Origin of the sequence: Methylorubrum sp. POS3 (genome assembly GCF_043352485.1) — a bacterium.
GTDB lineage: Bacteria > Pseudomonadota > Alphaproteobacteria > Rhizobiales > Beijerinckiaceae > Methylobacterium > Methylobacterium suomiense.
On the sequence record NZ_JAPRBT010000001.1, the window covers coordinates 4,609,877 to 4,634,315 of the forward strand.

The window sequence follows — 24,439 nt, forward strand, 5'->3', positions numbered from 1 at the left end:
GACGCAACGAAGGGTCGCGCGGACCGTTGCCGCTCGCCATGACGGATGCCCCGGACGCGAAGACGGCCTTGGTGGTCGAGGACGAGATGCTCTTCCGCTTGGAGGTCCGCGACCTCCTCGAAGCGAAGGGCTACGCCGTGGTCGAGGCCGGAAACGCCGCCCAGGCGCTGGAACGTCTGGACGGCACGGTCACCCTGATGATCACCGACGTGCGCATGCCGGGCACGATGGACGGCTTGGCGCTCGCACGCGAGGTCATCCGCCGTCGGTCAGACGTGGCCGTCGTTGTCGTGTCGGCACAAGTGACGCCTCGCCCAGAGGCCTTGCCCGGGCACGTCCCCTTCGTCGAACGCCCATTCATTGAAAGCCGCTTCCACGCCGCCATCGACCGGGCCGTGTCGGCGAGGACCGAACGCCGATGATGACGTTGATTTTCTGTTCGGCCAAACCGCACGAGGCCTCGACCCGACCAAAGGCCGCATCCGATTTCCGTCCCGTCGCCCCCGAGGGCGTTGGTTCCCGCATGGACGCCCTTTAGAGATCCAGGCCATGAGCATCGAGGATCTTCGGGGGGAGGTCGAGCGGCTGCGCCGGCGCGAGAGCGAGTTGCTGGCGGAGGTCGCCCGCCTGCGTGCCGGTCAGGAACCGCACGCACCTTCGACCGCCAGCGAGGCCGGCGTCGGGACCCTCAGGCCCGATCTGCTGTTCACCGCCGCCGACAAGACGCGGATGGCGATGATCGTCACCGACCCGAACCTCCCCGACAACCCCATCGTCTTCGCCAACCGCGCCTTCCTGGAACTCTCCGGCTACGCGGCGGAGGAGTTGATCGGACGTAACTGCCGCTTCCTCCAGGGTCCGGAGACCGACCCGGCCCACGTCGCCCGCATCCGGGATGCCATCGCGGCACGGCGGGACGTGGTCGTGGAGTTGTTGAACTACCGGCGCGACGGCAGCCCCTTCGTCAACGAGCTCTACGTCAGCCCGGTCTTCGGCCCGCACGGCGAGCTGCTGTTCTTCTTCGGCAGCCAACTCGACCTCACGCGTTTCCGGGAGCAGGAGGGCAACGCCGTCCGGCGGGGCGCCTCCTTCCGCAGCCTGCTGGAGGACGGCGAGGCCGGGTTTTGCATCATCGAGTTGAGGTTCGACGGGGAAGGCCGGGCCGAGGACTACCGCTTCGTCGAGGTCAACGCCGCGTTCGAGCGCCAGTCAGGGCTCGCGAACGCGGAGGGCCGATGGATGCGCGAGCTCGAACCCGAGCTTGAGCGGCACTGGTTCGACACCTACGGCGAGGTCGCCCGCACGGGACGCGACGCGCGGTTCAGGGGCGCGGCGTCCCGGCTGGGGCGCGTGTTCGACGTGCATGCGGTGCGCATCGGCAGCCAGGCGCAGAACCGGGTCGCCGTGCTGTTCGAGGACGCCACCGTCAGGCAGGAGGGCGAGGAGCGGCGGGAGGCCCGGGACCGCGACAACCTGGTCGAACGCGACTTGGTCTGGCGGACGAGCCGCGACCTGCTCGTCGTCTGTGGGCTCGACGGGAGTATCCGCGCCGTCGGCCCGGCCTGGACCGAGACGCTCGGCTGGCCCGCCGGCAGCCTCGTCGGGGTGCGCATCGACAGCCTCGTGCATGCGGACGACCAGGAGGCCGCGTCACGCGCCTTCGAGATGCTGCGCGCCGGCCTGCCCCTCTCCGACCTGGACGTCCGCTTCAGGACGGCGGACGGCGGCCACCGCTGGATCTCGTGGAACGCCATCCCGCAGGGGGACCGCTTCCACGCAACCGGCCGGGACGTGACCGAGCGTCGGGCCCTTGAGGAGCAGTTGCGGCAATCGCAGAAAATGGAAGCGGTCGGGCAGCTGACAGGCGGCGTCGCGCACGATTTCAACAACCTGCTGACCGTCATCAAATCCTCCACCGACCTCCTGAAGCGACCGAGCCTGAGTGAGGAGCGCCGGAGCCGTTACGTCGACGCCATATCCGACACGGTCGACCGTGCCGCCAAGTTGACCAGCCAGTTGCTCGCGTTTGCGCGACGGCAGGCGCTGCGCCCGACCGTATTCGATGCCGCGCATTCGGTGGCCGCCATCGCCGACATGGTGCGCACGCTCACCGGCGCGCGCATCCGCGTCGAAACCGACACCAATGCAGGCGAGGATGCGGACGGCGCGCGGCTGCCCTGCCACGTCGATGCCGACCCGAGCCAGTTCGACACCGCACTGGTGAACCTCGTGGTGAATGCCCGCGACGCGATGCAGGGCGAGGGTCGGTTGCGCATCGCGGTCAGGCGCGCCGACCGCATCCCGACCTTGCGCTCGCACCCGGCAGTGCCGGGCGACTTCGTGGCCGTGTCGGTCTCCGACACTGGTGGCGGCATCGAGCCTGACTTGCTCGAACGCATCTTCGAGCCGTTCTTCACGACGAAGGGCGTCGGCCACGGCACCGGGCTGGGCCTGAGCCAAGTGTTCGGCTTCGCCAAGCAGTCAGGCGGCGACGTCGCGGTCGATAGCGAGGTCGGCGCCGGGACCACCTTCACCCTGTTTCTCCCCCGCTCCGCCGATGGCTCGGCTCGGGAACCCGCGCGTGACGATCCTGGACCACTGCCCGAAGGCCACGGCACCCCGGTCCTGGTCGTCGAGGACAACGTCGAAGTCGGCGCCTTCGCCACGCAAGCGCTCGGCGAACTCGGTTACCAGGCCGTCTGGGTGAAGGACGCCCAGGCCGCCCTGGCGGAGATCGAAGCCTCAGGCCAGCGGTTCGAGGTGGTCTTCTCCGACGTGGTGATGCCCGGCATGAACGGGGTCGACCTGGCCAGGGAGATCCGGCGGCGGTGGCCCTATTTGCCGGTCGTTCTGACCTCCGGCTACAGCCACGTGCTGGCCTTCGAAGGCACCGACGGCTTCCCGCTGCTGGGCAAGCCCTATTCGGTGGCCGACCTCAGCCGGGCCCTGCGCAAGGCCCTGCGGGAGCGGTTGGCACTGACGTTCGGCTGACGGGTGATGCACGCGGTTGAAAGCGTCGGGCGAGTGCGCATCCGCCAGGGACCGCGCGCGTTATCTTTCGGCGCCAGCCGGACGCGCCAAGGGGACAAGGTCATGCAATCGGACACGCCACGCCCGGGGGACGAGCCGTTGCCACCCATCGGCGACCCGCCGCCGGACCCGGCGCCGCCCGAGGGCGATCCGCCGACGGAGCCGCCGGCACCGCAGCCACCCGGTCCGATCAACGCGTTCTGACTGCACGCGCCGCTGCGGTCGGCCGCCATTCCCGACCGTGCCACCACATCATTGAGTTTGCGTCTTCCGACCCGTCGCGGGCGAAGCGGTCGGAAACTATCGAGCCATCATGCACGCACCCACACCGGACCCGGGAACGATGTCCCGCGATGAACTGGAAGCCGAGGTTCGCCGGTTGCGTGGGCATTCGGCTTCCCTCGCGCAGATGTTCGAGCAGGCCCCGAGCTTCATCGCCCTCCTGAGCGGCCCCGAGCACCGCTTCACGCTGACCAACGCGGCCTACCAACGCATCGTCGACGGTCGCGACGTGGCCGACCGTACCGTGGCGGAGGCACTGCCGGAGGCTGCCGCCCAGGGTTACGTCGACTTGCTCGACGAGGTGTTCCGCACCGGCCGACCTCACACGGCGACGGGTGCCAGGCTCGATCTCCAGCCCATCGCGGGAGGGGCGATCACGGAGCGCTACCTCGACTTCGTCTATCAACCGGTCGCCGGCCCGGACGGGCGGGTCGAGGGCATCTTCGTCGAGGGCCACGACGTCACGGAGCGCACACGCGCGGAGGTCGCTCTGCGCGAGAACGAGGCGCGCTACCGGACCCTGTTCGAGAGCATCGAGGTCGGGTTCTGCATCGTCGAGATGAAGTTCGAAGGCGAACGCGCCATCGACTACCGCATCGTCGAGGCCAACCCCGCCTTCGTCGCGCAGACCGGAGCAGACGTCGCCGGCAGGTGGGTGAGCGAGTTCGCGCCGGACCTGGAGCGGCATTGGTTCGACACCTACGGCCAAGTCGCGCTGACCGGCGAGCCCGCCCACTTCGAGCATTACGCCGACGTGTTCGGGCGTTGGTTCGACGTCAGGGCCCTGCGCACCGGCGAACCCTCCGCGCACCGGGTCGCAATCTTCTTCTCGGACATCACCGAGAGGCGCCATGTCGAGCAGCGCGCCGAGGCCGGCGAGCGCGAGTTGCGCCTGATCGCTGACGCCCTTCCGGTGCTCATCGCCTTCATCGGCGCGGACCACGTCTACCGCTTCGCCAACGAGGCCTATGTCGACTGGTTCTTTATCCCCGCCAGCGAGATTGTCGGCCGGGACGTCCGGGACCTGCTTGGGCCGGACGCCTACGCGGCACGTCGGCCGTACATCGACCGGGCCCTCGCGGGTGAACCCGTCACCTTCGAGATGGACTGGCCCCACCGCGACGGGCGTCCCCGCGTCGCCGAGATCCGATACCTGCCGCGCCGGGACGCCGACGCTCGCGTCGACGGCTTCCACATCTTCGTGCAGGACGTGACCGTCCGGGTGCAGACCGAGGCCGACCTCGCCCGCCAAGTCGCCGCCCGGACCGCCGAGCGCGACCAGATCTGGCAGGCCTCGTCCGACCTGCTGTGCGTGGCCAATTTCGAAGGCTACTTCGTCGGCCTTAACCCGGCCTGGCCGCAAACGCTCGGCTGGACCGATGCCGAGATGAAGGCGCGCCCGTTCCTCGATTTTGTCCACCCCGACGACGTCGAGGCGACCGTGGCGGCGGCGGAGGGTCTGTCGCGCGGGGAGGCGCAGCTCACGTTCGAGAACCGCTACCGCCGCAAAGACGGCAGCTACGTCTGGCTGTCTTGGAACGCCGTGCCGCGCGACGGGCTGATCTACTCTTCCGTACGCGACGTGACCGAGAGCAAGCGGCAAGCCGAGGCGCTGGCAAAGACGGAGGAGGCCCTGCGGCAGTCGCAGAAGATGGAGGCGGTCGGACAACTCACCGGCGGCCTCGCGCACGACTTCAACAACCTGCTCGCGGGCATCTCAGGCTCGCTGGAACTCATGCAGACTCGGATGTCCCAAGGGCGGATGGGTGACCTCGACCGATACATGACCGTCGCCCAGGGCGCGGCCAAGCGGGCTGCCGCCCTGACCCACCGCCTGCTCGCCTTCTCCCGCCGCCAGACCCTCGACCCGAAGCCCACCAACGTGAACCGCCTCGTCACCGACATGGAGGAGCTGATCCGGCGCACCGTGGGCCCGGCCGTCCACCTTGAGGTCGTCGGCCTCGCGGACCTGTGGCCGGCGCTGATCGACCCGGGGCAATTGGAGAACGCGCTGCTCAACCTGTGCATCAACGCCCGCGACGCGATGCCAGACGGCGGTCGCATCACCATCGAGACCGCCAACAGGTGGATCGACGAGGCCGGCGGCCGCCAGCACGATCTCGCTCCCGGCCAGTATCTCGGCGTCTGCGTGACCGACACCGGCACCGGCATGGCGCCGGACCTGATCGGAAAGGTGTTCGAGCCGTTCTTCACGACCAAGCCCACCGGCGAGGGCACTGGTCTCGGCCTGTCCATGGTCTACGGCTTCGCCAAGCAGTCCGGCGGGCAGGTGCGGATCTACTCCGAGGTCGGCGAGGGGACGATGGTCTGCCTGTACCTGCCGCGGCACTACGGCGAGGCCGACGAGGACGAGGTGGCCCGCAGGCTTGCCGAAGTGGAGCAGGCCGGCCAGGGCGAGACGGTGCTGATCGTGGACGACGAGCCCTCCGTGCGCATGCTGGTCACCGAGGTGCTGGAGGATCTCGGCTACACCGCCATCGAGGCCGCCGACAGCATCGCCGGGCTGAAGGTACTTCAGTCAGACGTGCGCATCGACCTCCTAGTGACCGACGTCGGCCTGCCGGGCGGGATGAACGGGCGGCAGATGGCCGACGCTGGCCGTGAGCGGCGCCCCGACCTGAAGGTGCTGTTCATCACCGGCTACGCCGAGAACGCCGTTCTGGGGAACGGATATCTCCGACCCGGCATGCAGGTCCTGACCAAGCCGTTCGTGCTGGAGACGCTCGCCACCCGCATCAAGGACGTCATCTCCGAGGTCTGATGTGCCTACGCGCTGGGTGCCACCGACACCTGCAGGAGCCGGTGGACTGGAACGGACTCCACCCTTTTGACGGACCTGGTTCGCCCACGGGCCATCGCCGTGAATTCAGACCCGCCTAGTCGATGACCTCGACAACCCGACGGGTGCGCGGGTCGACCAGCACCGGGTGGTCGTTCACGATGGTGTAGTTGTAGCCCGACAGGGCGAACTCCGAAGGGACGTCGTAGTAGACGACCCCGTCCTCGGGGAGGACGGTCCCAACCTTCAGGGTGCCCGGATAGGCGAACGACGGACGGCGCTCGCCCGTTGCGTAGATGCGGAAGCGCTCACGCCGGTCGATGCCGAGGATGCCGTTGGCGGTGCCCACCGCCGCCCCGACCGCACCGCCGACGACGGCGCCCAGCGGCCCGGCGATCATCTCGCCGCGGTTCGCCCCCTCCTGCGCGCCACGTTCCAGCCCCTGGGCCTGAGCGGTCGTTGCCCACGCCAATGTGGCCGCCGCAACAGTCAGTCGGACTTTGCCTGTCATCGCCCATTCCCCCCTGATGCCGGTAGGCCCGGCGTCGTCGTTGCATGCTGGTCCGACAGTTCAACGGCTGCCGGTCATGGCCCGCACGGGCACGCCAGCCAGGTCGACCGTCGAGCCGACTGTGTCCCGCAGGCCGGAGCCGACGTTGGACAGGTGCTCGCCGTAGGTCTCGCGAGTCTGAGGATCGACGATCGCAACCGGGGCTGCGACAGCCAGGGCCGCACCGGTCGCGACCGTGGAGGCGGCCCCGGCCGCCGTGCTCACGAGCTTATCCCCGAAGCCAACCTGCCCGTCGGAAATCGGCTGGCCGTCCGCCAAGCGCCTGCCCAGCAAAGCAACGACGTCGCCCGAGGCGAACTTGCCGTGGTTCAGCGGATCGTCGCCCTTCACCGTCGAGAGGTTCAGGACACCGATGTTCTGGCGCTTCAACTCGGACCGGTAGGGCTCGGCGTTCGGATCGATAGCTCCCAGCCGCACGCTGTCGCCCCAGACCAGCCGCGAGACCGCCAGGGCCTGATCGTCGCCGGAGACCATCAAGGTCAGGTGCGGCCGGTCCGGGCCCATATCGCGAAAGGCCTCGCGGGCGAGGTCCATATCGACGTCGGGTGCCGCCAGGATGACGTTGCGGATCTTGGGCGCCACGCGGCGGTCGCGGATGGCCATCTGGCGCAGGCTTTCCAGGGTCAGCCAGTTACCCATGGAATGCGCGAGCACGGTGATCTCGCCGACATTCGGATCGCGGGCGAGGTCGCGCAGCAGCGTCTCCAGGCCGTTGCGGGAGAAGTTAGTGCTTTCCCGGTCATAGCCATAGGCGAGAACCGACCCTTTGGACGGCCACGTGAACAGCACCGGGGCGACGTCGGCCCCGGAATCGTGGACGATCTGCGCGAAACGGAAGACGGCGTCCTCGAACTTGTTGTTGAAGCCGTGCACGAACACCAGCACGTGGCGCTTGGCTCCGCGCCGGACAGCGCGGCCGGTCCAGGCAGCGACCTTCACGCGGTCGACCGGTTCGGCGCGCAGCGCGACGAAATCGGTGGCCGGATTACCAGGGAGGGACTTCGGCCACTGCACGGAACCGGGCTGGCGCGTGGCGTCGGGCGGGATGGAGACGCCAAGGTCGGTATAGGTGACGGTGTCACCACGCTCGCCGGAGAACAGCACGCTGCGGTCGCTGGCCGACTTGCGGGTCGTCGCCACCAGCATGTCGACCCGCGAGGTGCCGGGGACAGTTTCGACGGCTGCGACGGGGAGCAGCACTCCGGTCGGGCGACCGGCGCAGCCCACCAAGAGCATGAGGGCCGCAACGGCTACGAAGCCCCGGATGGCCCCTCTTGGCCCAGCAAACGTCCCGTACACCGGCGTCCCCCGACAAACCTCGACAAGGCAGGGCGGGATAATGGTTTACCAAATCCTACCAGCGCCCAGATGCCACCCGATTGCGGCGGCGCCGGGTCCTGCATGCCGTCCTCCTCCACGACCCGGAGCCAACCAGGCAGCCGCGCGGTCACGACGACGTCTGTAGCCTTCCGGCGCTTCGCCTTGGACTTGGACTCCGCGTGGGCGCGCATCATCACCATGAGCGATCCGAACAACACCAATCGAATGCGCAAAATCGACGCCGGCGGCCTGCCAGACGACCTGATTCATGGACCACGTCATCAGAATGTCGTGGCCGCCGGCTTGATCGATGTCTGCTTCGGAGCCGCACACGAGCGCCATCTAGTGACTGGAATGGGCGCAAAGCCGTCGACCTTCACTGTCCGAGCTAAGGTCCGGTTTCGTGGCATCATTTGCCAGAAGCAGCCGGACTGCTTCCCACCCTGAGCAGCCATTCGGCATGCGACCCAACCCGGTCGCCCGGACAGCTTCCCCCGCTTCCTGAAAGCGGTCGTTCGTCCAAGTCGTAGTTTCGAAGAGTTGCCGAGCCGATTGGTCGGAGGTAATCTCGACGGTGTCGCGAAAAACGACCGCCCGGCGAAGGGCCGTCGAATACACGTCATCCACGCTCCTCGCATGGATCGGCCAGCGTCTCCGAAGCAATCGCCCGATGATCTCGGGCAGCCGTGGTTACCGGTGCCGGAAGGTGCCGGTCGCGCGGTCGCGGGAGCGCACCTATGCGACAGTCGATCACGATCCTCGGCGCAGGCCCCGGTGGCCTCGTGCTGGCCCGCATCCTTCACCTTCATGGGATGACGGCAACGGTCTACGAGGCGGAGCCATCGGTCGATGCGCGCGCCCAGGGCGGACTGCTCGACATCCACGAATCCACCGGACAGATCGCCCTGAGGGCCGCGGGGCTCCACGACGGCTTCCTCCGCCTCGTCCGCCCCGGTGAAAACGCCAAGCGCGTCGTAGATCGAAGCGGCCATATCCTGTTCGACCGACCCGGCAGCCCGGCGGACCATCGGCCCGAAATCGATCGTGGTGACCTCCGGCGGCTGCTCATCGCCTCGCTCCCCGCCGGGACGATCAGGTGGGACCACCGGGCGGCTACGGTCACCGCCTGCGGCGACGGTCGGCATACGGTCGCCTTCACGAACGGCGCGACGGTCACCGCCGACTTGCTCGTAGGCGCGGACGGGGCCTGGTCGAAGGTCCGCCCCATGCTCGCCCACGCCACGCCCGCCTATGCCGGCGTGTCGTTCATCGAGACGACGGTCCGCGACGGCGACAGTCGCCTTGCGGCCAGTGCGGAGGCGATTGGCGGCGGTACGCTGATGGCCGTGGCACCGGGCCAAGGCATCCTGGCCCACAGGTATGCGGACGGTCGGCTGCACACCTACACGGCGTTGAAGAGGCCGGCATCCTGGTTCGACGCCATCGAAGTCCGCGACGCCAAAGCTACTTTGGCCCGCGTCGCGGCCGAGTTCGCTGGCTGGGCCCCGCACCTGACTGCACTCATCACGACCAGTGACGACGATCCCGTCTTCCGCCCCATCCACGCCCTACCGGTCGGCCACCGCTGGGACCGGGTGCCCGGTGTGACCCTCGTCGGCGATGCGGCGCACCTGATGTCGCCGTTCGCGGGCGAGGGCGCGAACCTCGCCCTCTACGATGGCGCGGAGCTCGCTAGGGCCATCGTGGCGACGCCCACAGATATCGACGCGGCGCTTGCAGTCTACGAACGCGACCTATTCCCCCGCAGCGCCAGGATCGCCGACGCCTCGGCGCAGAACCTCGCGCGCTTCTTCGGAACTGGCGCACCTCACAGCGTCGTCAAAATGTTCGCGCCCGAGCGTCCCTAAATCTCCGCTATAGGCCGAAGATGGATGCAGCGGTGATGTCTGATCCCCGCCGCTTTGGTCCAATTCTGGACCATATCGAAACCACACAGACGACCATCCCGCCGTGCAAACAAGCAGCTATCCGGAGCGCCTTTGCCGCTTGCGAGCGTGGATCGGGCTCGATACCTGTTCTCAAGCGCCGCTCGCCATCAGGACGCCGGGCTTTACGGCCTGAGGCCCGGACAAAGACGGAAGCTTTCGCCGCTGCCGTAGGTCAGGTCGGTGTAGCGATCCGGCCCATCGACGCGGATGGTGGAGCGTTCGGTGGCCCGCTCAACCTTGGGGCCGCCGAACTGACGGCAATCCTGTTCGATCTCGAACACGTTCCCCTGCCTGGACAGCACTCGGCTCCGGCAGTCATTCGCCTTCGAGCTACCAAGGCCGCCGCTATCGTAGGTTCGCAGCGCGACGTTCGGTGGGTCCTTGCAGTCGGTGTCCACGCTGACATAGGCGCCGTGGCGCAGCGGCAGGGTGTCCGCAAGCGCGGGGCCGGTGCACAGAAGCAGGGCGCAGGCGGTGATGTTTCGAACGGTCATCGGTCATTTCCTCGAAGGTCGGGATGGCACGGATCAGCCACGCCCCAGCGGCGTGGCTCAGGCTCCGACGGGACCCAGCAGCCGGCTTAGGAAGCGGTAGTAGACCGGCTGCTTCTGCCGCAGCTCGTCGCGGGTGAAGGGCTCGCGCGCCAGCCTGCCGTGCAGGTAGACGCTGGCTGTCATGGCGAAGAATTCGCCCTGGTTCTTCAGGAGGTAGGCGCCTGCCGGGTAGAATCCGCCATCCTTGGCGCGCCCGTAGAACGTCAGGATGTCCGGATTATTCCGGCCGCCCGGCAGCTTCCGGAAGTGGTAGACGTGCATGTACTCGTGCAGCAGGATGGGGCGGTCGTCCTTCGGGTCCTCGACCGCGATGTCGACGTGGTCGCCGCCGCTGTAATGGCTGCGCTCACCGGCCCCGGAATGGACGACGACGGGGAAGCGGCGGAGGAAAGCCTTGGTGCCCTCGTCCAGGCTCGTCGCCTCCACGATGTCGACCTGATGCTCGGCCGCCTGTCGCAACTGGGCGATCTCTGCATTCGGGACGTCCCGGGCCATCTCGATGCGGTAGCCGCGGTAGCGTTCGCCGCCATCATCGAAGTGCAGCGTGCCGGCAGGCGCCTGCTGCGGCATCGCGTGCGCAGGTCCGCCATGAACCGCCAGCGTCCCGGCCACAGCCAGAGCCGATACGACGTGCCAGATCGGGGATGTCGCCATGCTCATCTCGCCTCCACTTCTGTCGCCCTGGAGAAGGGCCCGTCTCGATGCGGAAGACCTTCGCGCCGGTCCCGTTCCGCGATGTGACGGGATGCCGGAGGCGTGTAACGATATGTAACGACGTCTGTTTTCGCGTTGCCGCCCCGCCCCGGCGACCTATCCTCGGGACATGACAGACGGCACCACCATCGCCATCGTCGAGGACGACGACGACATCCGCGGCCAGCTCGCCGGCTACCTGGAGGACGAAGGCTTTCGCGTCGTCTCCCTCGACGGAGGCGCCGGCCTCGACCGCCTGCTCGCGACGGGACCGAGGCCGCACCTGATCGTCCTCGACTGGATGCTTCCTGGCGAGGACGGGCTATCGATCTGCCGCCGCCTGCGCCAGACGGGAGGCCCGCCGGTCGTCATGCTGACCGCCAAGGACGAGGACATCGACCGGGTGCTCGGCCTGGAGATGGGCGCCGACGACTACGTGTCGAAGCCGTTCAGCTCCCGCGTCCTGCTGGCCCGCATCCGCGCGGTCCTGCGTCGCGCGAACGGCGCCCCGGCCGCAGCGGAGGCCGCGCCCGAACGGCTCGCCGTCGCCGACCTCGTCGTCGACCTCGCGGGCCGCGCCGTCACCATCGGCGAGTTGGCCGACGAGATCCCGCTCACCAGTGCCGAATACGACTTGCTCCACTGCTTCGTGACGAGGCCGCAGCGGGTGCTCTCCCGCGACCAGCTCCTCGACTGGACACGGGGCCGCACGGCGGATGCCTTCGACCGGACCATCGACGTGCAGGTGAGCCGCCTCCGGCACAAGCTCGACGACGCCGGGAGCACGGCGTCGGCCCTGATCAAGACCGTCCGCAACGCGGGCTACATCCTTGCGGCACCCGTAAAGGCTGCTCCATGATGGCTCGCGTCGGCCTGCTCGGGCGGATCATGCTGGTCCTGCTGGGCGCGCTCTCGCTGCTGGTGGTGGCGACCTTCGGCATCGACCAATGGCAACGCGGCCAGGAGCGCTCTCCCTACGCCACCCGGTTCCCCCGCCTCGACCAGGCAGGCGGCATCATGGCCCTTCTGAGGGACGTCGACCCGGCGCAGAGGCCCGCCATCCTGCGCGCCATCAACGGCGAGGCGCTGCGAGCCGACATCGTGGATGCCCCGCCGGACGAGACCGCGCTGATCCGCGAGCCTGTGCTCGAAGCACGCCTCCACCGCCTGACGGGCGATGCCGGCGACGGCATCCGGGCCTTCACCTCGGCCGACATGCTGTATCGCGGCAACGGTCCAGCGGACGCGGGGACCGGCAACCGGCACAAGTCCATCGGCAGCCTGGCCCTGGCGACCTACCGATTGCCCGACGGACAGACCCTCGTCGTTTCCGCGATCACCCGGCACCGCTCTCTCATGCCATGGCTCCTCGGACAGCCGCTCAGCCTATGGGTAGCCGTCCTGGGCCTGGTCGTCGCCGGCCTGGTGACCATCGGCGCGCGGCACGAACTCGGTCCCCTGCGCCGCCTGACCGAGGCGGTCTCGCGGTTCGACGGCCGCGCGTCCGAAACCACGCTCGCGCAACAGGGGGCCCCGGAGATCCGGCGCCTCGCCCAGGCCGTTCAGGCGATGCAGGAGCGCATCGTCGGCCTGATGGGCGAGCGGTCGATGCTGATCGGCGCCATCTCGCACGACCTGAAGACCTACCTGACGCGCATGCGCCTGCGGGCCGAGCGCGTCGCCGAGCCGGAACGCCGCGACCGGCTGGTCGAGGACGTCGACGCGATGACCGCGCTGATCGAAACCTCGCTGGGCTTTGCCCGGGGCACCGCCGCCGAGGTCGGTCGCGCCCCGGTGGACCTCGCGGACATCGTGGCGGTCGAGGTGGCCGAGCACGCCGCCCAGGGCGCCCGCATCAGCCTATCCGGCGAGGAGGTGCCGAACGCCACCGTGGCCGGCGACGCCGTCGCCCTGCGCCGGGTGGTGGCCAACCTGATCGGCAACGCCGTCAAGTTCGGCCGCTCCTCCGTGGCCGTTGCGGTACGCCGGGCTGGGAGTGCCTGCGAGGTCGTGGTCGAGGACGACGGACCCGGCATCCCCGAGGACGAGCGGTCGGCGGTATTCAGCCCGTACTACCGAGTCGAGCGCTCGCGGAACCGGCGGACCGGCGGGACCGGTCTGGGCCTCGCCATCGCCCGGCAGATCGCCGAAGCGCACGGCGGCACCATCGTGGCCGAGGCGGCCCCGTCCGGCGGGGCCCGGCTCGTGGTGAGCCTGCCGGCGCTCGCCTGACACCGGGCAACGCTCCGACAGCGACCGTTACACGACGATACGTTCCGGCGCGGACCCGTCACACGCGGGATCACCGCCGGCGCGAACCTTCCCCTCGATCCGATGCGGCCCCGGCCACCGGGGTGGGACGGCACAGGGCCGTTCCCGGTCCATTCGAGAAGGAGATCACTGATGTTGAAGGTCCTCGCCTCCGCCACGCTGCTGGCGGCCCTCGCGGTTCCGGCCTCGGCCATGCCGCTGGTCCAGAACGCGGTGTCCGACGGGTCGGACGGAGCGCAGATCATTCAGGTCTACGGCGGCTGCGGACCTTACGCCCACCGGGGCATCTACGGCTACTGCCGCCCGGGCGGCCAGTGGGGCGGATACGTCCGCGGCGCGTCCTGCCCGGCCGGCTTTCACATCGGTCCCTACGGCCGCCGCTGCTGGCCGAACTGAACCCCCCGTCCCGTGACCCCCGACGTCCGGCCCCTCGCTGGACGTCCATGGAGCGCGTCATGATCCGCAGGCTCATCGTACCACTCGCCCTGGCGTCGGGCGTGCTGCTCGCCTCACACGCAGCGGAGGCCCGCGACGGATGCGGCCCCGGCTTCCACCGCGGCTATTACGGCTGGTGCCGGCCGAACTGGCGACCCTACGCGTACCGCCCGTTCGTCTACGGTTCCGGCTATCGCCGCTTCGAATACCGCCGCTGGGGTGGCTACCGCTGGCATTACCGCTATCGCTACAGCTGGCACCGTTCCTGGCACCGCGGCTTCGCCTGGCATGGCGGCCACCGTTGGGGCGGCTTCCGGCATGGCGGTTGGCACCGGCGCTTCTGAAGGTTCGGGGCGCACCCCGGCGCGAACGGCGGCCGTGGTCCTGCAATGCGCTCAGGCCATGCCTCCGTTCGCGCGGATCACCTGTCCCGTGACCCAGGACGCCTCGGGCCCTGCGAGAAACGCCACGACGCCCGCGATGTCGTCCGGCTGCCCGAGCCGCCCGAGCGGCGTCATCCTGGCATAGCCTTCCAAGCGGTCGGGCCTGTTGGCCGCCGTGAGCAACTCCGTCTCAGTCGGCCCCGGCGCGACGGCGTTCACCGTGACCGAGCGAGCCGCGAGCTCCTTGGCGAGGCAACGGGTCAGGGCCTCGACCGCCGCCTTGCTGGCGCAGTACGGCCCGTACCCGGCGGGGGCCATCGCGAGGACGCTGGTCGACAGGTTCACGATCCGGCCCCCGTCCCGGAGCCGCGCGCAAGCCTGCCGGCAGCCATTCACGACGCCACGGACGTTGACCGCCATGAGGCGGTCGAACGCGGACCCATCCAGTTCGGCCAGCGGCATCGGCGACATCACCCCGGCGTTGTTGATCAGGACGTCCAGGCCGCCGAAGCGTGCCGTGGCCTCGTCGAAGAGCCGCGCGACGTCCTCTTCACGCGTGACGTCGCCTCCCACTGCGACCGCATCGCCGCCGCGGTCGCGGATCTCGGCCACGACGGAATGGGCGGCGCCGGCATCGGAGCCGAAGCCGACGGTCACGCCGAAGCCCTCGGCAGCGAGGCGCCGGGCGATGGCCGCGCCGATGCCGCGGGATGCACCTGTCACGATGGCCCCGCGCCCGTGCCTGAACCCACTCACCGCCCGCCTCCGGTCGTCATCACGAGCTTGCCGATTCTGCGGCCGGCCACGTAGTCGCGGTAGGTCGCCGCCGATTCCTCGAAGCTGAAGACGACCGGGGCCTCCGGATGCAGGACACCTCGCGCCGCGGCATCGGCGATGGCGGCGAGCGTATCCCGGCGCGTCTCCAGGACGAGGAAGGCAGCCTCGATGCCCCGAGCGACAACGGCCGCCTCGTCCACGGGCGCAACGATGGCCGCAAGCTTGGCCCCCGGACGCATTGCCGCGATGACCCGGTGCTGGATTGCCCCACCGACGCAATCGAGGACGGAATCGGCCTTGGCCGCCACACGAAGGAAATCGGGTTCGTCGGGGCGAACCCAGCGTGCGGGGGAGGCCGGGTCGGGTCCGCGCGGTTGGCCGGCGCAGGCGACGATCTCCACCCCCGCGGGAAACAACTGGATCGCGGCGCGCCCGACTGCGCCGCCCGCCCCGAGGATCAATAGCATCGCCCCTTCTGAGACCCGGAGGTGATCGAACAGGGTCTGGTGCGCGATGCCGGCCGGGGTCGGCAGGCATGCGGCGGTGACCACATCGAGTCCTTCGGGGCGTCGGATCACGGAACGGGCAGGGACGACGATGGCTTCGGCCAGGGCACCGCCCGCCACGGGTTCGCTCCGTCCGAGCACGGGCTCGCCAAAGTGGAGATCGGTAACTTCCTCGCCGAGTGCGTCTACGAAGCCAGCGAAGTCCGTGCCCGGCACGTAAGGGAATGCTAGCGGGAACCAGCCCGTCATGTCGCCGCGCGCGAGCTTGGCGTCGAGCGGATTGAGGGCTGCGGCCTCCACCCGGATGCGGACCTCCCCGGGCCCGGGCCGGACATCCGCCGCGGTGCCGAGGTGCGCGGACGGGACCGGCGCGTAGCCGTCGATCAGAAGGGCGCGCATCAGGCTTGCCCTCCGGGAAGCGCCGGGAAGGCCCCGGCCTGCGAGAACAGGCCGAACAGGTCCTCCAGGTGCCATGTACGGCGGAGCCGGTCGCCTTCGAAGTCGTGGAACTCGTGCAGCACGAACGCGACGCGGCGGCCGCTTGCCGGGACCCCGAAGAGGGGACCGGCATGGGTGGCGGACACGCGCGCGCGGACCGCAGCACGGTCCCGCTCTGCCAGGACATCGACGATCTCGACGGCGAGGTCAGGGAACGCCGTCAGCAGCATCCGGAAGACCGGCTTCGCGCCCTCCGGCCCGGGGGCTTGGCCCGGTGCGAGCGGGATATCCTCCCAGTCCGGCGTCGTGGCCCCGTCGAGTAAGTCGACGTCGTGGCGCCCGAGCGCGCCGTAGAAGGCTTCCAGCGCCGTGCGCTGTCCATGGGTGAGCGTGGTGGCCGCGCCGTCGGGAATGCGGGGGTCGGGCATCTTTGATCTCCGTTCCAATCCCGGAGACGTAAGACGGCGTAGGTCATCATTGAAACGCATGATGTCGATGTGTGAACATCCACGTCATGGATTACCGTGGGCTCGACCTGAACCTGATCGTGGCGTTCGATGCGCTGATGGAGGAGCGTCACGTGACGCGCGCGGCGCGTCGCATCGGTCTGACCCAGCCCGCCATGAGCGCGGCACTTGCCCGGCTGAGGAAGGCGACGGGCGACGAGTTGTTCGTACGGGGCCCCAAGGGCCTGGCCCCCACCCCCCGGGCGCAGGATCTCGCCGCCCCTTTGAAGGGTGCGCTGCGGACGGTCGGTGAGGCTTTGGCGCTGCGCGACGATTTCCGTCCGACCGAGGCGTCCGTCGTCTTCACCCTGGCCCTCTCTGAGCATCCCACGCACGTCCTGTTGCCGCCGCTCGTGGAGGCTTTGGCGACCGCGGCGCCAAGAGTGGACCTGCGCATCCGGGGCTTCACGGACAGGAACGAGGCGGTCCGACTGCTGGACGAGGGGTTGGCTGATGTGGCGGTCGGCGTACCTCCCGGCACCGAGGCGCGTATCCTGGCGCGGCCCTTGTTCCGCGAGCGCTTCGTGTCCGTCGCCAGGGCTGGCTCGCCGGCCGCCGAATGCCTCGGCAACGCGGGGGCCTTCGCTGCCGCCCGGCATGTCCTGGTCTCCCCAGAGGGCGACGGGTTCGGCGCCGTCGACGAAGCCCTTGCCGGACTGGGCCTTCGGCGAAGGCTCGGGGTGGTGCTCCCCCAGATGTACGCGGCACCGTCGCTCGTGGCGCGCACGGATCTCGTCGCGACGCTCATGGAACGCGTTGTGACCGGCTCGGGCATGGCGCCTTTCCTCACGGTCACGCCCTGCCCCGTCGACCTCGCCCCGGTGGAGTTCCACCTGCTCTGGCACAGGCGCTCGGACCGTCACCCGGCCCAGGCATGGCTGCGGGATCTCCTGGTGTCTTCGGTGCCCAGCGGCTGAGGGCGAACTCTACCGGGAGCAGTAGACCCCGAAGGACTCGACGAGATGGTTGAACACGGCATCGATGCGGGCGCTGCGCCGCACGTCCTCGTGCGCTACGATCCAAGTGTCGAGGTCGAACACGACGCGGTCCGGCAGGACGCGCACGAGATCGCGCTCGCCGACCGGCACCTGCACCACGCCGATGCCGAGGCCGGCGCGGATCGCAGCGAGTTGCGCGGGATGGCTGTCGCTGCGCAGGGCGATGGGCAGCGGCCCGCCCGCCTCGCGGGCCAGCGCATCCAGGATCGCGAGGTAGGCCGGCATACGGTCGGGCCCGACCATGGCGTGCCGGGTGAGGTCGGCGACGGTCTCGGGAATGCCGTTCCGGTCGAGGTAGGCCGGCGACGCGAAGAACCCGAGCGCGATGCTGCCGACGTGGCGCGCCACGAGCGAGTTCTGGCTCGGCCGCGCCATGCGCACCGCCACGTCCGCCTCCTGGCCGGGGAGGTCGGTGTTGGCGTTGGTGAGGAGGAGTTCGACCATGAGGCGCGGGTGGCGCTCGCGCAAGGCCACTAGCATCGGCGGTACGACTTCGATGCCGACGAAGTCCGAGACGCTGAGACGGACAGGGCCGGCCACCTCGGACGCCGCGCCCTTCGCCTCGCGCCGGAACGCCTCAGACGCGTGGGCCATGCGCCGGACGTGCCCAACCAAGCCGAGCGCCTCGGGCGTCGGCGCCAACCCGTTCACGCCGCGGACGAAGAGCGGTTGCCCTACGGCCCGCTCCAGCGCCTCGATCCGGTGCCGGACGGTGGGCTGGGTGAGGCCCAGCGCCCGCGCCGCGGCCGACAGGCTGCCGGTGTCGAGCACCGTCAGGAATGCCCGCTGATCGTCCCAGTCGAAGTCCGCATCGCTCATCGAAATTCGATAGGCGGCCCAACGGAGCTCGTCAATTTCATGGATCTTCCTTTGGGCGCATCAAGGCGGCGGCGAATGGAGGAACAGGATTATGAGAACGGCTCTGGTGTTGGGTGCGACGGGCGGTGTCGGCGGTGCAGTGACCCGGGCGATGCTGGCGCGCGGGTGGCGCGTCTGCGCGCTGGTGCGGGACCCGGCGAGGGCGGCGTCTGCCTGGGGCAACTCGGTGACGCCGGATTGGCAGGCGGGTGACGCCATGAACCGGGCGGACGTGGTCCGCGCCGCGGCAGGGACGAGCGTCATCGTCCACGCGGTGAACCCACCCGGCTACCGCGATTGGGACCGGCTGGTCCTGCCGATGCTCGACAACACGCTCGCGGCGGCGCGAGACGCGGGCACCCGGATCGTCCTGCCGGGCACGCTCTACAACTATGACCCCGCCCTCGCGTCGTTGATCGACGAGGCGACCCCGCAGATACCGCGCGGGCGCAAGGGAGCCATCCGCGTCGAGATGGAGAAGCGCTTGGCGGGGGCCGCCCCGGAGGTGAGGAGCCTCATTGTGCGGGCGGGCGATTTCTTCGGACCGGGTGCGGGCCAAAGCTGGTTCGCGCAGGCCCTGGCGAAGCCGCCGCTTACGCGCATCCTCAATCCCGGAACGCCGGGCGTCGGGCATGCCTGGGCCTACCTGCCCGACCTCGCCGAGACCATCCTCCGCCTGCTCGAACTGCCACCGGATCGGCTGATGCCATGCGAGCGGCTGCAGTTTCCCGGCCACTACGATGCCGACGGCGGCGGGATGGTGGCTGCGATCCGTCGGGCCTCGGGTCACCCAAACCTTCCCGAGCGCCGCTTCCCCTGGGCCCTGATGCGGGTGCTCGCGCCGTTCGGTGGGTTCCCCCGGGAGGTCATGGAGGTCCGTCCGTTCTGGGCGCACGCGATGCGCCTCGACGCAGGTCGGTTGATAGACCTTCTCGGCGATGTGCCGTGCACTCCGCTGGATGCGGCGGTTATCACCGCATTGAAAACTTGAGAGGTTCAGGACGCCTGTCTCTTCTTCACCTCAGTCAGTTCGTTTCAAGGCCGTTCGATTTGGCGGCGAACGATCTCCACTGGGTACCCTTACTTTCGGTTGGCTTACGCCCAATCGCCAGACGTCCGCTTTCTCCGACCTGCACCATAAAGCGGAAGGGCGGCAAACCACCCAACGCAGCCGTTCCACCGGGCCTGCGGAGAAGGCTGGTGCTGGCCGTAAGCGGAACGGCCGCTTCGGAGACGGTTGGCCGGAAAAGCGGACGGCCTCCTACCGACCCAAACCGGTCGTACAAGCAGCGACAAGGGCCGCCCCAAAGCGGACATAGGCTGGGGTGAAGCTTAACGGCAGGAGCTTTCCCGTTGAGGATCTTCCGCCCGGCCTATTCGAATGTCGGATAGTAGAGGTGATAGCCCATAAACGACGGGCAATGACGCGCGTATTACGCGCGACGTCTACCGGCCGTATTCCGCGACGTGACCGGGAAAGGCACTGGTGCCGCGGCCAGGATCGGCTTCCACGTCGCGCTCCAGCCCTTCAACGGAACCGGGTCGGAGCGGTGGACGAGGTCGAGGAACGCCAAGCTGACTTCCATCGTCGCACGCTTGACCAAGGGGTTCAACGGTCCGCCGTTTTGGAGGGAGCGGTCGGTGAAGACGCTGTGCGGACCACCCTGAAACACAACGAGGGCCTTTTGTGCCGTGGGAACAGCATTGAAGACGTTGATGCGGTCTTGGACCGGCGAATAGCGGCCGGGGATCCGAATCGTGTCCTCCGTTGTGGTCACGTGGAGGGTGGGCACGTCCACGGAGGCGAGGACCGCGGCGAGGTCCGTCTCGCCGTAGAAGGGCGGGGCCGAGATGACGATGCTCGCCGTGAAGCGCGGGTCCCGGTGCCCGAGAGGCTTCCCTTTCCGGATGACCTGGGCGCCGGTGAGGACCAGTGTAGTGTTCGCCCCGTAGGAGTGGCCGGCCGCGACGATGCGTTTTCGATCGATGGCGCGATGGAAGGGATTGTCCCGGTCGAGCAGGCGGTCGAGGCCGAAGCTCACGTCCCGAGTCCGCTCGATGGCCTCGCTCTCGTCCGCTGCGCCGTCGAGGCGGTCGAGGAGTAGGAGTGGGTTCCCCTGCCACAGCGTCTGGTCACTGCCGACATGCTGGATGTGAAGGCTGGCCGTCCCGCGCCCCGACCATCCCTCGCCGAGATAGCTGTAGCCCTTCCGCGACCCGCCGAGCCCATGGGAGAAGACGATCAGCGGAACCGGACCCTTTGTGTCGGAGGCGGCAGGCCAGTAGAGCCGCGCCGGCACGGCACGGTCACGTGACGGGTCGACCCACTCGAAGTCGACGAACCGTGCCTCGGCGGATGCCGGCAGGGCCCCTGCCGAGAAGGATGGGAGACTGGCTCCGGCACCCGCCGCCAGGGCCATCGCACCGAAGCGGCGGCGGTTGAAGCCACGGGAGCTCGGCCCCGGAAGAGCATCTGAACCTATCGCAACTTCGCTGATGGTGGTCATGAAGGTCTCGCGACGATTGAGGGGCGGGTTGATCCGGCTGGAGCCTCGCGGCTCGCGTTTGGCACCTTCACGGACGTCGATGGACGTTTGGCCACTATCCGAAAGTGCCGACGCCATGCCTCGCTCATGAAAAGCGATGGGAAGCCTCTGCTCCGCGTTCCTGAGGCGGGCGGCCGACAACTTCGCCGACGACCGCGAGCCTCCGCCGTTCGGCCAGCGCATGCACGACCATCGCACCACTGCGCCCCCTCAGAGCATACTGCCCCAAGGTTTCCGCCGCGATGCCGTCCGGGAGCAGGGGGATTCTGGACAGGACGGCTTCCGAGACAAGTACGGACCGCTTCGTCTCCCGGCACAGGCCTTCCAATCGGGCGGTCGCGTTCATGACGTCGCCGAAGTAAGCGATCTTATGCCGGTCAACCCCGATCTCGGCGGTGACGACGCTGCCACCATGGAGCGCGGCGCGAAGTTCCGGGACAAGTCCGAACCGTTTGGTCCATCGGTCGCGGTCATCGCGGAGCATTCTTCGGATCGCGAAGACGCAGTCGATGCACCTCGCCCGCTCGACGCCCTGCATCAAAGGCCAGGAAATGATCACCTGGTCGCCGATGTAGTCATCGATCTGACCGCGGTGTCGGCGAATCGGTTCGGCAATCGTCTCGAAGACTTCTTTCAGCAGTTCCTGCGCCGCGAAGTCCCCGTGCTTCTCCGCATAGGTGGTCGAACCGACGAGGTCGAGGAACAGGAAGATGCGCTCCTCGCTTCGCGGGCGGTGGTAGCGTCCGAGGATCAGGTTGGTGAACGTCCTGCTGCCGATCAGGTCACGCACGCGCAGCACGCCGATAAGGAGGGCCGACACCGCCATCGCGTAGAGTACGGCCTGGGGCCGGGGTGTCACGAGCTCAGCCAGGCTCTTGTCCGTCAGCCCGAGGGCTCGGACCATGAGGCCCGTCGCCGACATTCCTCCGACGATCACCAGGAGCAAACTCAACTCCGCCGCGGCGAAGTATGCCAGGGAGGGCAGTCGTCGCAGGCAGGTCGTGTATCGGGGAAACAGGGCACCGCGCTCGTAGGCGATGGCAAGGACCCCGATGCACGTGCCGTATGTCACGCCGAGCACGGCCGGCCCCTCGTGGAACAGGATGCCATACAGGGCGCCGAACGCTGCGCTGGCGGCGGCGATGACGATCCAGAATGTGATCGAGCCGTTCGTCATCGTTTTTATCCGGGTGGGAGGCGATCTGGGATGACCGGGACGGCCATGTGTATGGGATTGTCGGGATCGAGTTCGTCGAGGCGTCCTACCGTGTCCGGCGCAGGATGATCGTTTGGCCGAGAAGCGGGATGCCGAGGTACCCGCGCAACTCCATGTGCCCGTCCACCAGCGAGACATATGCCGAATACGTCCGACCGGACGAGCCGTCGTAGAGACTCCCTCCTTCCCAGCGCCGGACTGCCTGATCCCATCTCAGGCCGGACAGAATGACAGTGCCTCGCAGGTTGCGACCACGCAGAGCCGGATCGGGGTTAAAGGTATCGGCCCGGAAGGTTCTGCCGTCGGCTTCCATGACGCGTGCGCTATGGATGAGGTGGGCCTCGTAGGTCTCGTTCACCTCATGGACTTCGAACTTGAGCTGACCGTCGTCTTCGGCCCACACGCCGACGATCTCCCGCGCTGCTGGGGTCTGCGCGGAGGCGTGCCCAATCAGCAGTCCCGCAGTCAGACCGGGGAGGGTCGCGGCCCAACTCGCCCACCATTTCGATCTCACCATTCCGCGGCCTCCTCGCTTCGCTGCTTATGATCAGGACAGTTCGCCTGATGACCGGGACCTATCGGAACGCCGCACCGGAAAGACGTTCGGACTCAGCCCACAGCCGAGCGGCCACGGCCTCGTCGCGGGCTTGGGCGGGGATGGCGGCGGGCCCGGGCGTGCCGCGGGTCTCGCCGAGTCGCGTCGGGCCGTAGTACCCTCCACCCGACGCGAGCGGCGATGATGCCGCATACAGGGTGGGCAACGCTCCCTGCGCTGCCGGCTGGAACAGGAACCACAGGTAGGTCCGCGCGATGCCCGCAGGGCTCCAGCGACCGGAGCCGTTCGGTAATAGGTCGGTTCGCGAGATCCCCGGATGGGCCGCGAGGCTGGCTAATCCCCAGCCGTTCGCGTCGCTGCGGCGCTGCAGTTCGAGCGCGAAGATCAGGCAGGCGAGCTTGGACTGGCTGTAGGCCGCCATCGGGCGATAGGTGCGCTCCGCCTGCAGGTTGTCGAAGTCGATGCGGCCGGCACGGGCCGCGACGCTGGAAAGCGTAACGACGCGGGGCTCGCGCGCCCGGCGCAGCAACGGCAGGAGGTGGGCAGTAAGCGCGAAGTGCCCGAGGAAGTTCGTGGCAAACTGCAATTCGAAGCCGTCGCCCGAGACTTTGCGCGTCGGCGGGTTCATCACCGCGGCGTTGTTGATCAGCAGGTCGACGCGGTCGAGATCGCCCGCTGTGCGCTCGGCGAAGGCGGCCACGGATGCAAGGCTCGCAAGGTCCAAGATCTCGAAGCGGATTCTGGCGTCCGGCGACTTCTGCCGTATCGCCGTGACGGCTTGCGCGCCCTTATCCGGATTGCGCCCGGCTATGATGACCTCGCCACCGGCCTGAGTCAGGGCGATCGCATCCTCGAAGCCGAGGCCACCTGTCCCCGTTACGATAGCGATCCGTCCCGATTGGGCCGGCAGGTCGTTCAAGGTCCAGCGGGGCATTCAGGTTTCTTCCACCACAAGGAAAAGTCGCACTCGGTGCAAAAATGTATTCGCACTGAGTGCGATTTTGCAAGTGCGGTATCGCATGTCAGAACGAGGGCATGGAAAGCGTCCCGTCGAAGCCGGATGGCCTGCGCGCGCGCAAGCGTCAGGAGACGCTTGAGCGGATCGCGGAGACGGGCCTGAGGCTGTTCAGTCGGGACGGCTACGAGGCGACGACACTGGACGCCATCGCGGAGGCGGCCGGCATCTCTCGCCGCACGTTCTTCTACTACTTCAAATCGAAGGAAGAGATTCTGGTAGATTGGCAGATGCGGGGGTTCAGCGCGTCCCTGCACAAGGCGGTCCTGGCCCAGCCTTCTGACAAGGCGCCGGTGGAAGCAGTCCGCGATGCCTTGCTGACGCTATCTGCGGGCTTCCGTACTCAGGAGTTCATCAGTATCGACCGCGTCCTGCGGTCGAGCGAAACCCTGAAGGCGCGCAAGCAGGCGACCTACGGCATCCATGAGCAGGCCCTGTATCGAACGCTTGTCGGGAAGTGGCCGAGCCCCGGATGCGGTACATCTTTGCGCCTCGTTGCTATGGCATCGCTCGGTGCCATGCGCATAGCCATCGAAGACTGGATTCAAGCAGGCGGGGATCAGCCTCTGGACTCCTTCCTCCGTACCGCGTTCGATGAGCTAGCGGCCGAATTCTGTAAGCTTTCACGGTAGCGTTGCGCACTGTCGAAGGGCTGGGAGAAACACCAAGCTTTTGTATATTGATGTCTGAGCAAATGTCCGCTTTCTCAGGCTGTCGTCCCAGAAGCAGACCAGC

General features: G+C 68.3%; 24 protein-coding genes. 12 read left to right on the plus strand and 12 right to left on the minus strand.

Features of this window, described 5'->3' with window-relative positions:
* Positions 1 to 38: 38 nt before the first annotated feature.
* The 3 genes from OWC43_RS21380 (at position 39) to OWC43_RS21390 (ending at position 6,094) form a co-directional block, all read left to right on the plus strand.
* Positions 39 to 422: a response regulator gene (locus OWC43_RS21380; RefSeq protein WP_393958232.1), complete on the plus strand. Its 384-nt coding sequence runs from the start codon at positions 39 to 41 to the stop codon at positions 420 to 422.
* 127 nt (positions 423 to 549) lie between these two features.
* Positions 550 to 2,991 carry a PAS domain S-box protein gene (locus OWC43_RS21385; protein WP_393958233.1) on the plus strand — a complete coding sequence of 814 codons (2,442 nt, stop codon included), beginning with the start codon at positions 550 to 552 and terminating at the stop codon, positions 2,989 to 2,991.
* 382 nt (positions 2,992 to 3,373) lie between these two features.
* Positions 3,374 to 6,094 (plus strand): PAS domain-containing protein, encoded by a 2,721-nt coding sequence (locus OWC43_RS21390; RefSeq protein WP_393958234.1) that lies wholly within the window; start codon positions 3,374 to 3,376, stop codon positions 6,092 to 6,094.
* Between the two features lie 115 nt (positions 6,095 to 6,209).
* Here OWC43_RS21390 and OWC43_RS21395 read toward each other — a convergent pair whose 3' ends face one another.
* Together OWC43_RS21395 and OWC43_RS21400 are read right to left on the minus strand one after the other, a co-directional pair.
* Positions 6,210 to 6,623 (minus strand): DUF1236 domain-containing protein, encoded by a 414-nt coding sequence (locus OWC43_RS21395; protein WP_393958235.1) that lies wholly within the window; start codon positions 6,621 to 6,623, stop codon positions 6,210 to 6,212.
* A gap of 60 nt (positions 6,624 to 6,683) precedes the next feature.
* Positions 6,684 to 7,982, minus strand: coding sequence for an alpha/beta hydrolase (locus OWC43_RS21400; RefSeq protein ID WP_393958236.1), 1,299 nt, complete (start codon positions 7,980 to 7,982; stop codon positions 6,684 to 6,686).
* A 219-nt stretch (positions 7,983 to 8,201) separates the two neighbouring features.
* On the opposite strand from OWC43_RS21400, the gene OWC43_RS21405 reads away from it, so the two are divergent.
* Positions 8,202 to 8,450: a hypothetical protein gene (locus OWC43_RS21405; protein ID WP_393958237.1), complete on the plus strand. Its 249-nt coding sequence runs from the start codon at positions 8,202 to 8,204 to the stop codon at positions 8,448 to 8,450.
* Positions 8,451 to 8,740: 290 nt separating this feature from the next.
* Positions 8,741 to 9,871: an FAD-dependent oxidoreductase gene (locus tag OWC43_RS21410; RefSeq protein ID WP_393958238.1), complete on the plus strand. Its 1,131-nt coding sequence runs from the start codon at positions 8,741 to 8,743 to the stop codon at positions 9,869 to 9,871.
* 203 nt (positions 9,872 to 10,074) lie between these two features.
* Here the strand turns inward: OWC43_RS21410 and OWC43_RS21415 are convergent, their stop codons facing one another.
* Both OWC43_RS21415 and OWC43_RS21420 read right to left on the minus strand, forming a co-directional pair.
* Positions 10,075 to 10,446, minus strand: a complete 372-nt coding sequence (locus OWC43_RS21415) for a hypothetical protein (RefSeq protein WP_393958239.1) — start codon at positions 10,444 to 10,446, stop codon at positions 10,075 to 10,077.
* Between the two features lie 57 nt (positions 10,447 to 10,503).
* On the minus strand, positions 10,504 to 11,160 hold the full coding sequence (locus OWC43_RS21420; protein WP_393958240.1) for a hypothetical protein: 657 nt from the start codon (positions 11,158 to 11,160) through the stop codon (positions 10,504 to 10,506).
* A gap of 169 nt (positions 11,161 to 11,329) precedes the next feature.
* Between OWC43_RS21420 and OWC43_RS21425 the strand changes: the two genes are divergently transcribed.
* The 4 genes from OWC43_RS21425 (at position 11,330) to OWC43_RS21440 (ending at position 14,249) form a co-directional block, all read left to right on the plus strand.
* Positions 11,330 to 12,058 (plus strand): response regulator, encoded by a 729-nt coding sequence (locus tag OWC43_RS21425; protein WP_393958241.1) that lies wholly within the window; start codon positions 11,330 to 11,332, stop codon positions 12,056 to 12,058.
* The gene (locus OWC43_RS21430; protein ID WP_393958242.1) at positions 12,055 to 13,431 is read left to right on the plus strand and encodes an ATP-binding protein; all 1,377 of its coding nucleotides are present in this window, start codon (positions 12,055 to 12,057) and stop codon (positions 13,429 to 13,431) included. The genes OWC43_RS21425 and OWC43_RS21430 overlap by 4 nt, the downstream gene beginning before the upstream one ends.
* A 171-nt stretch (positions 13,432 to 13,602) precedes the next feature.
* Positions 13,603 to 13,866, plus strand: coding sequence for a GCG_CRPN prefix-to-repeats domain-containing protein (locus OWC43_RS21435; RefSeq protein WP_393958243.1), 264 nt, complete (start codon positions 13,603 to 13,605; stop codon positions 13,864 to 13,866).
* A 59-nt stretch (positions 13,867 to 13,925) separates the two neighbouring features.
* Positions 13,926 to 14,249: a GCG_CRPN prefix-to-repeats domain-containing protein gene (locus OWC43_RS21440; protein WP_393958244.1), complete on the plus strand. Its 324-nt coding sequence runs from the start codon at positions 13,926 to 13,928 to the stop codon at positions 14,247 to 14,249.
* A gap of 51 nt (positions 14,250 to 14,300) precedes the next feature.
* On the opposite strand, the gene OWC43_RS21445 is transcribed toward OWC43_RS21440, so the two are convergent.
* From OWC43_RS21445 to OWC43_RS21455, 3 genes are read right to left on the minus strand one after another with little or no spacing between them, the layout of a single operon-like run.
* Entirely contained in the window at positions 14,301 to 15,044 is a 744-nt protein-coding gene (locus OWC43_RS21445) for a glucose 1-dehydrogenase (RefSeq protein WP_393958245.1), read from the minus strand.
* Entirely contained in the window at positions 15,041 to 15,970 is a 930-nt protein-coding gene (locus OWC43_RS21450) for an NADP-dependent oxidoreductase (protein ID WP_393958246.1), read from the minus strand. The genes OWC43_RS21445 and OWC43_RS21450 overlap by 4 nt, the downstream gene beginning before the upstream one ends.
* On the minus strand, positions 15,970 to 16,437 hold the full coding sequence (locus OWC43_RS21455) for an ester cyclase (protein WP_393958247.1): 468 nt from the start codon (positions 16,435 to 16,437) through the stop codon (positions 15,970 to 15,972). Before OWC43_RS21455 ends, OWC43_RS21450 begins: the two co-directional genes overlap by 1 nt.
* 71 nt (positions 16,438 to 16,508) lie before the next feature.
* On the opposite strand from OWC43_RS21455, the gene OWC43_RS21460 reads away from it, so the two are divergent.
* Positions 16,509 to 17,432 (plus strand): LysR family transcriptional regulator, encoded by a 924-nt coding sequence (locus OWC43_RS21460; protein WP_393958248.1) that lies wholly within the window; start codon positions 16,509 to 16,511, stop codon positions 17,430 to 17,432.
* A gap of 9 nt (positions 17,433 to 17,441) precedes the next feature.
* Here OWC43_RS21460 and OWC43_RS21465 read toward each other — a convergent pair whose 3' ends face one another.
* On the minus strand, positions 17,442 to 18,332 hold the full coding sequence (locus OWC43_RS21465; protein WP_393958249.1) for a LysR family transcriptional regulator: 891 nt from the start codon (positions 18,330 to 18,332) through the stop codon (positions 17,442 to 17,444).
* A 91-nt stretch (positions 18,333 to 18,423) separates the two neighbouring features.
* On the opposite strand from OWC43_RS21465, the gene OWC43_RS21470 reads away from it, so the two are divergent.
* Positions 18,424 to 19,362 carry an NAD(P)H-binding protein gene (locus OWC43_RS21470; RefSeq protein WP_393958250.1) on the plus strand — a complete coding sequence of 313 codons (939 nt, stop codon included), beginning with the start codon at positions 18,424 to 18,426 and terminating at the stop codon, positions 19,360 to 19,362.
* A 442-nt stretch (positions 19,363 to 19,804) separates the two neighbouring features.
* Here OWC43_RS21470 and OWC43_RS21475 read toward each other — a convergent pair whose 3' ends face one another.
* From OWC43_RS21475 to OWC43_RS21490, 4 genes are all read right to left on the minus strand, one after another.
* On the minus strand, positions 19,805 to 21,100 hold the full coding sequence (locus OWC43_RS21475) for an alpha/beta hydrolase family protein (protein ID WP_393958251.1): 1,296 nt from the start codon (positions 21,098 to 21,100) through the stop codon (positions 19,805 to 19,807).
* Positions 21,003 to 22,094 carry an adenylate/guanylate cyclase domain-containing protein gene (locus OWC43_RS21480; protein ID WP_393958252.1) on the minus strand — a complete coding sequence of 364 codons (1,092 nt, stop codon included), beginning with the start codon at positions 22,092 to 22,094 and terminating at the stop codon, positions 21,003 to 21,005. The genes OWC43_RS21475 and OWC43_RS21480 overlap by 98 nt, the downstream gene beginning before the upstream one ends.
* Before the next feature lie 85 nt (positions 22,095 to 22,179).
* On the minus strand, positions 22,180 to 22,650 hold the full coding sequence (locus OWC43_RS21485; protein WP_393958253.1) for a DUF2147 domain-containing protein: 471 nt from the start codon (positions 22,648 to 22,650) through the stop codon (positions 22,180 to 22,182).
* Positions 22,651 to 22,708: 58 nt separating this feature from the next.
* Positions 22,709 to 23,623 (minus strand): SDR family oxidoreductase, encoded by a 915-nt coding sequence (locus tag OWC43_RS21490; protein WP_393958254.1) that lies wholly within the window; start codon positions 23,621 to 23,623, stop codon positions 22,709 to 22,711.
* 101 nt (positions 23,624 to 23,724) lie between these two features.
* On the opposite strand from OWC43_RS21490, the gene OWC43_RS21495 reads away from it, so the two are divergent.
* On the plus strand, positions 23,725 to 24,336 hold the full coding sequence (locus OWC43_RS21495) for a TetR/AcrR family transcriptional regulator (protein WP_393958255.1): 612 nt from the start codon (positions 23,725 to 23,727) through the stop codon (positions 24,334 to 24,336).
* The last annotated feature ends 103 nt before the right edge of the window (positions 24,337 to 24,439 follow it).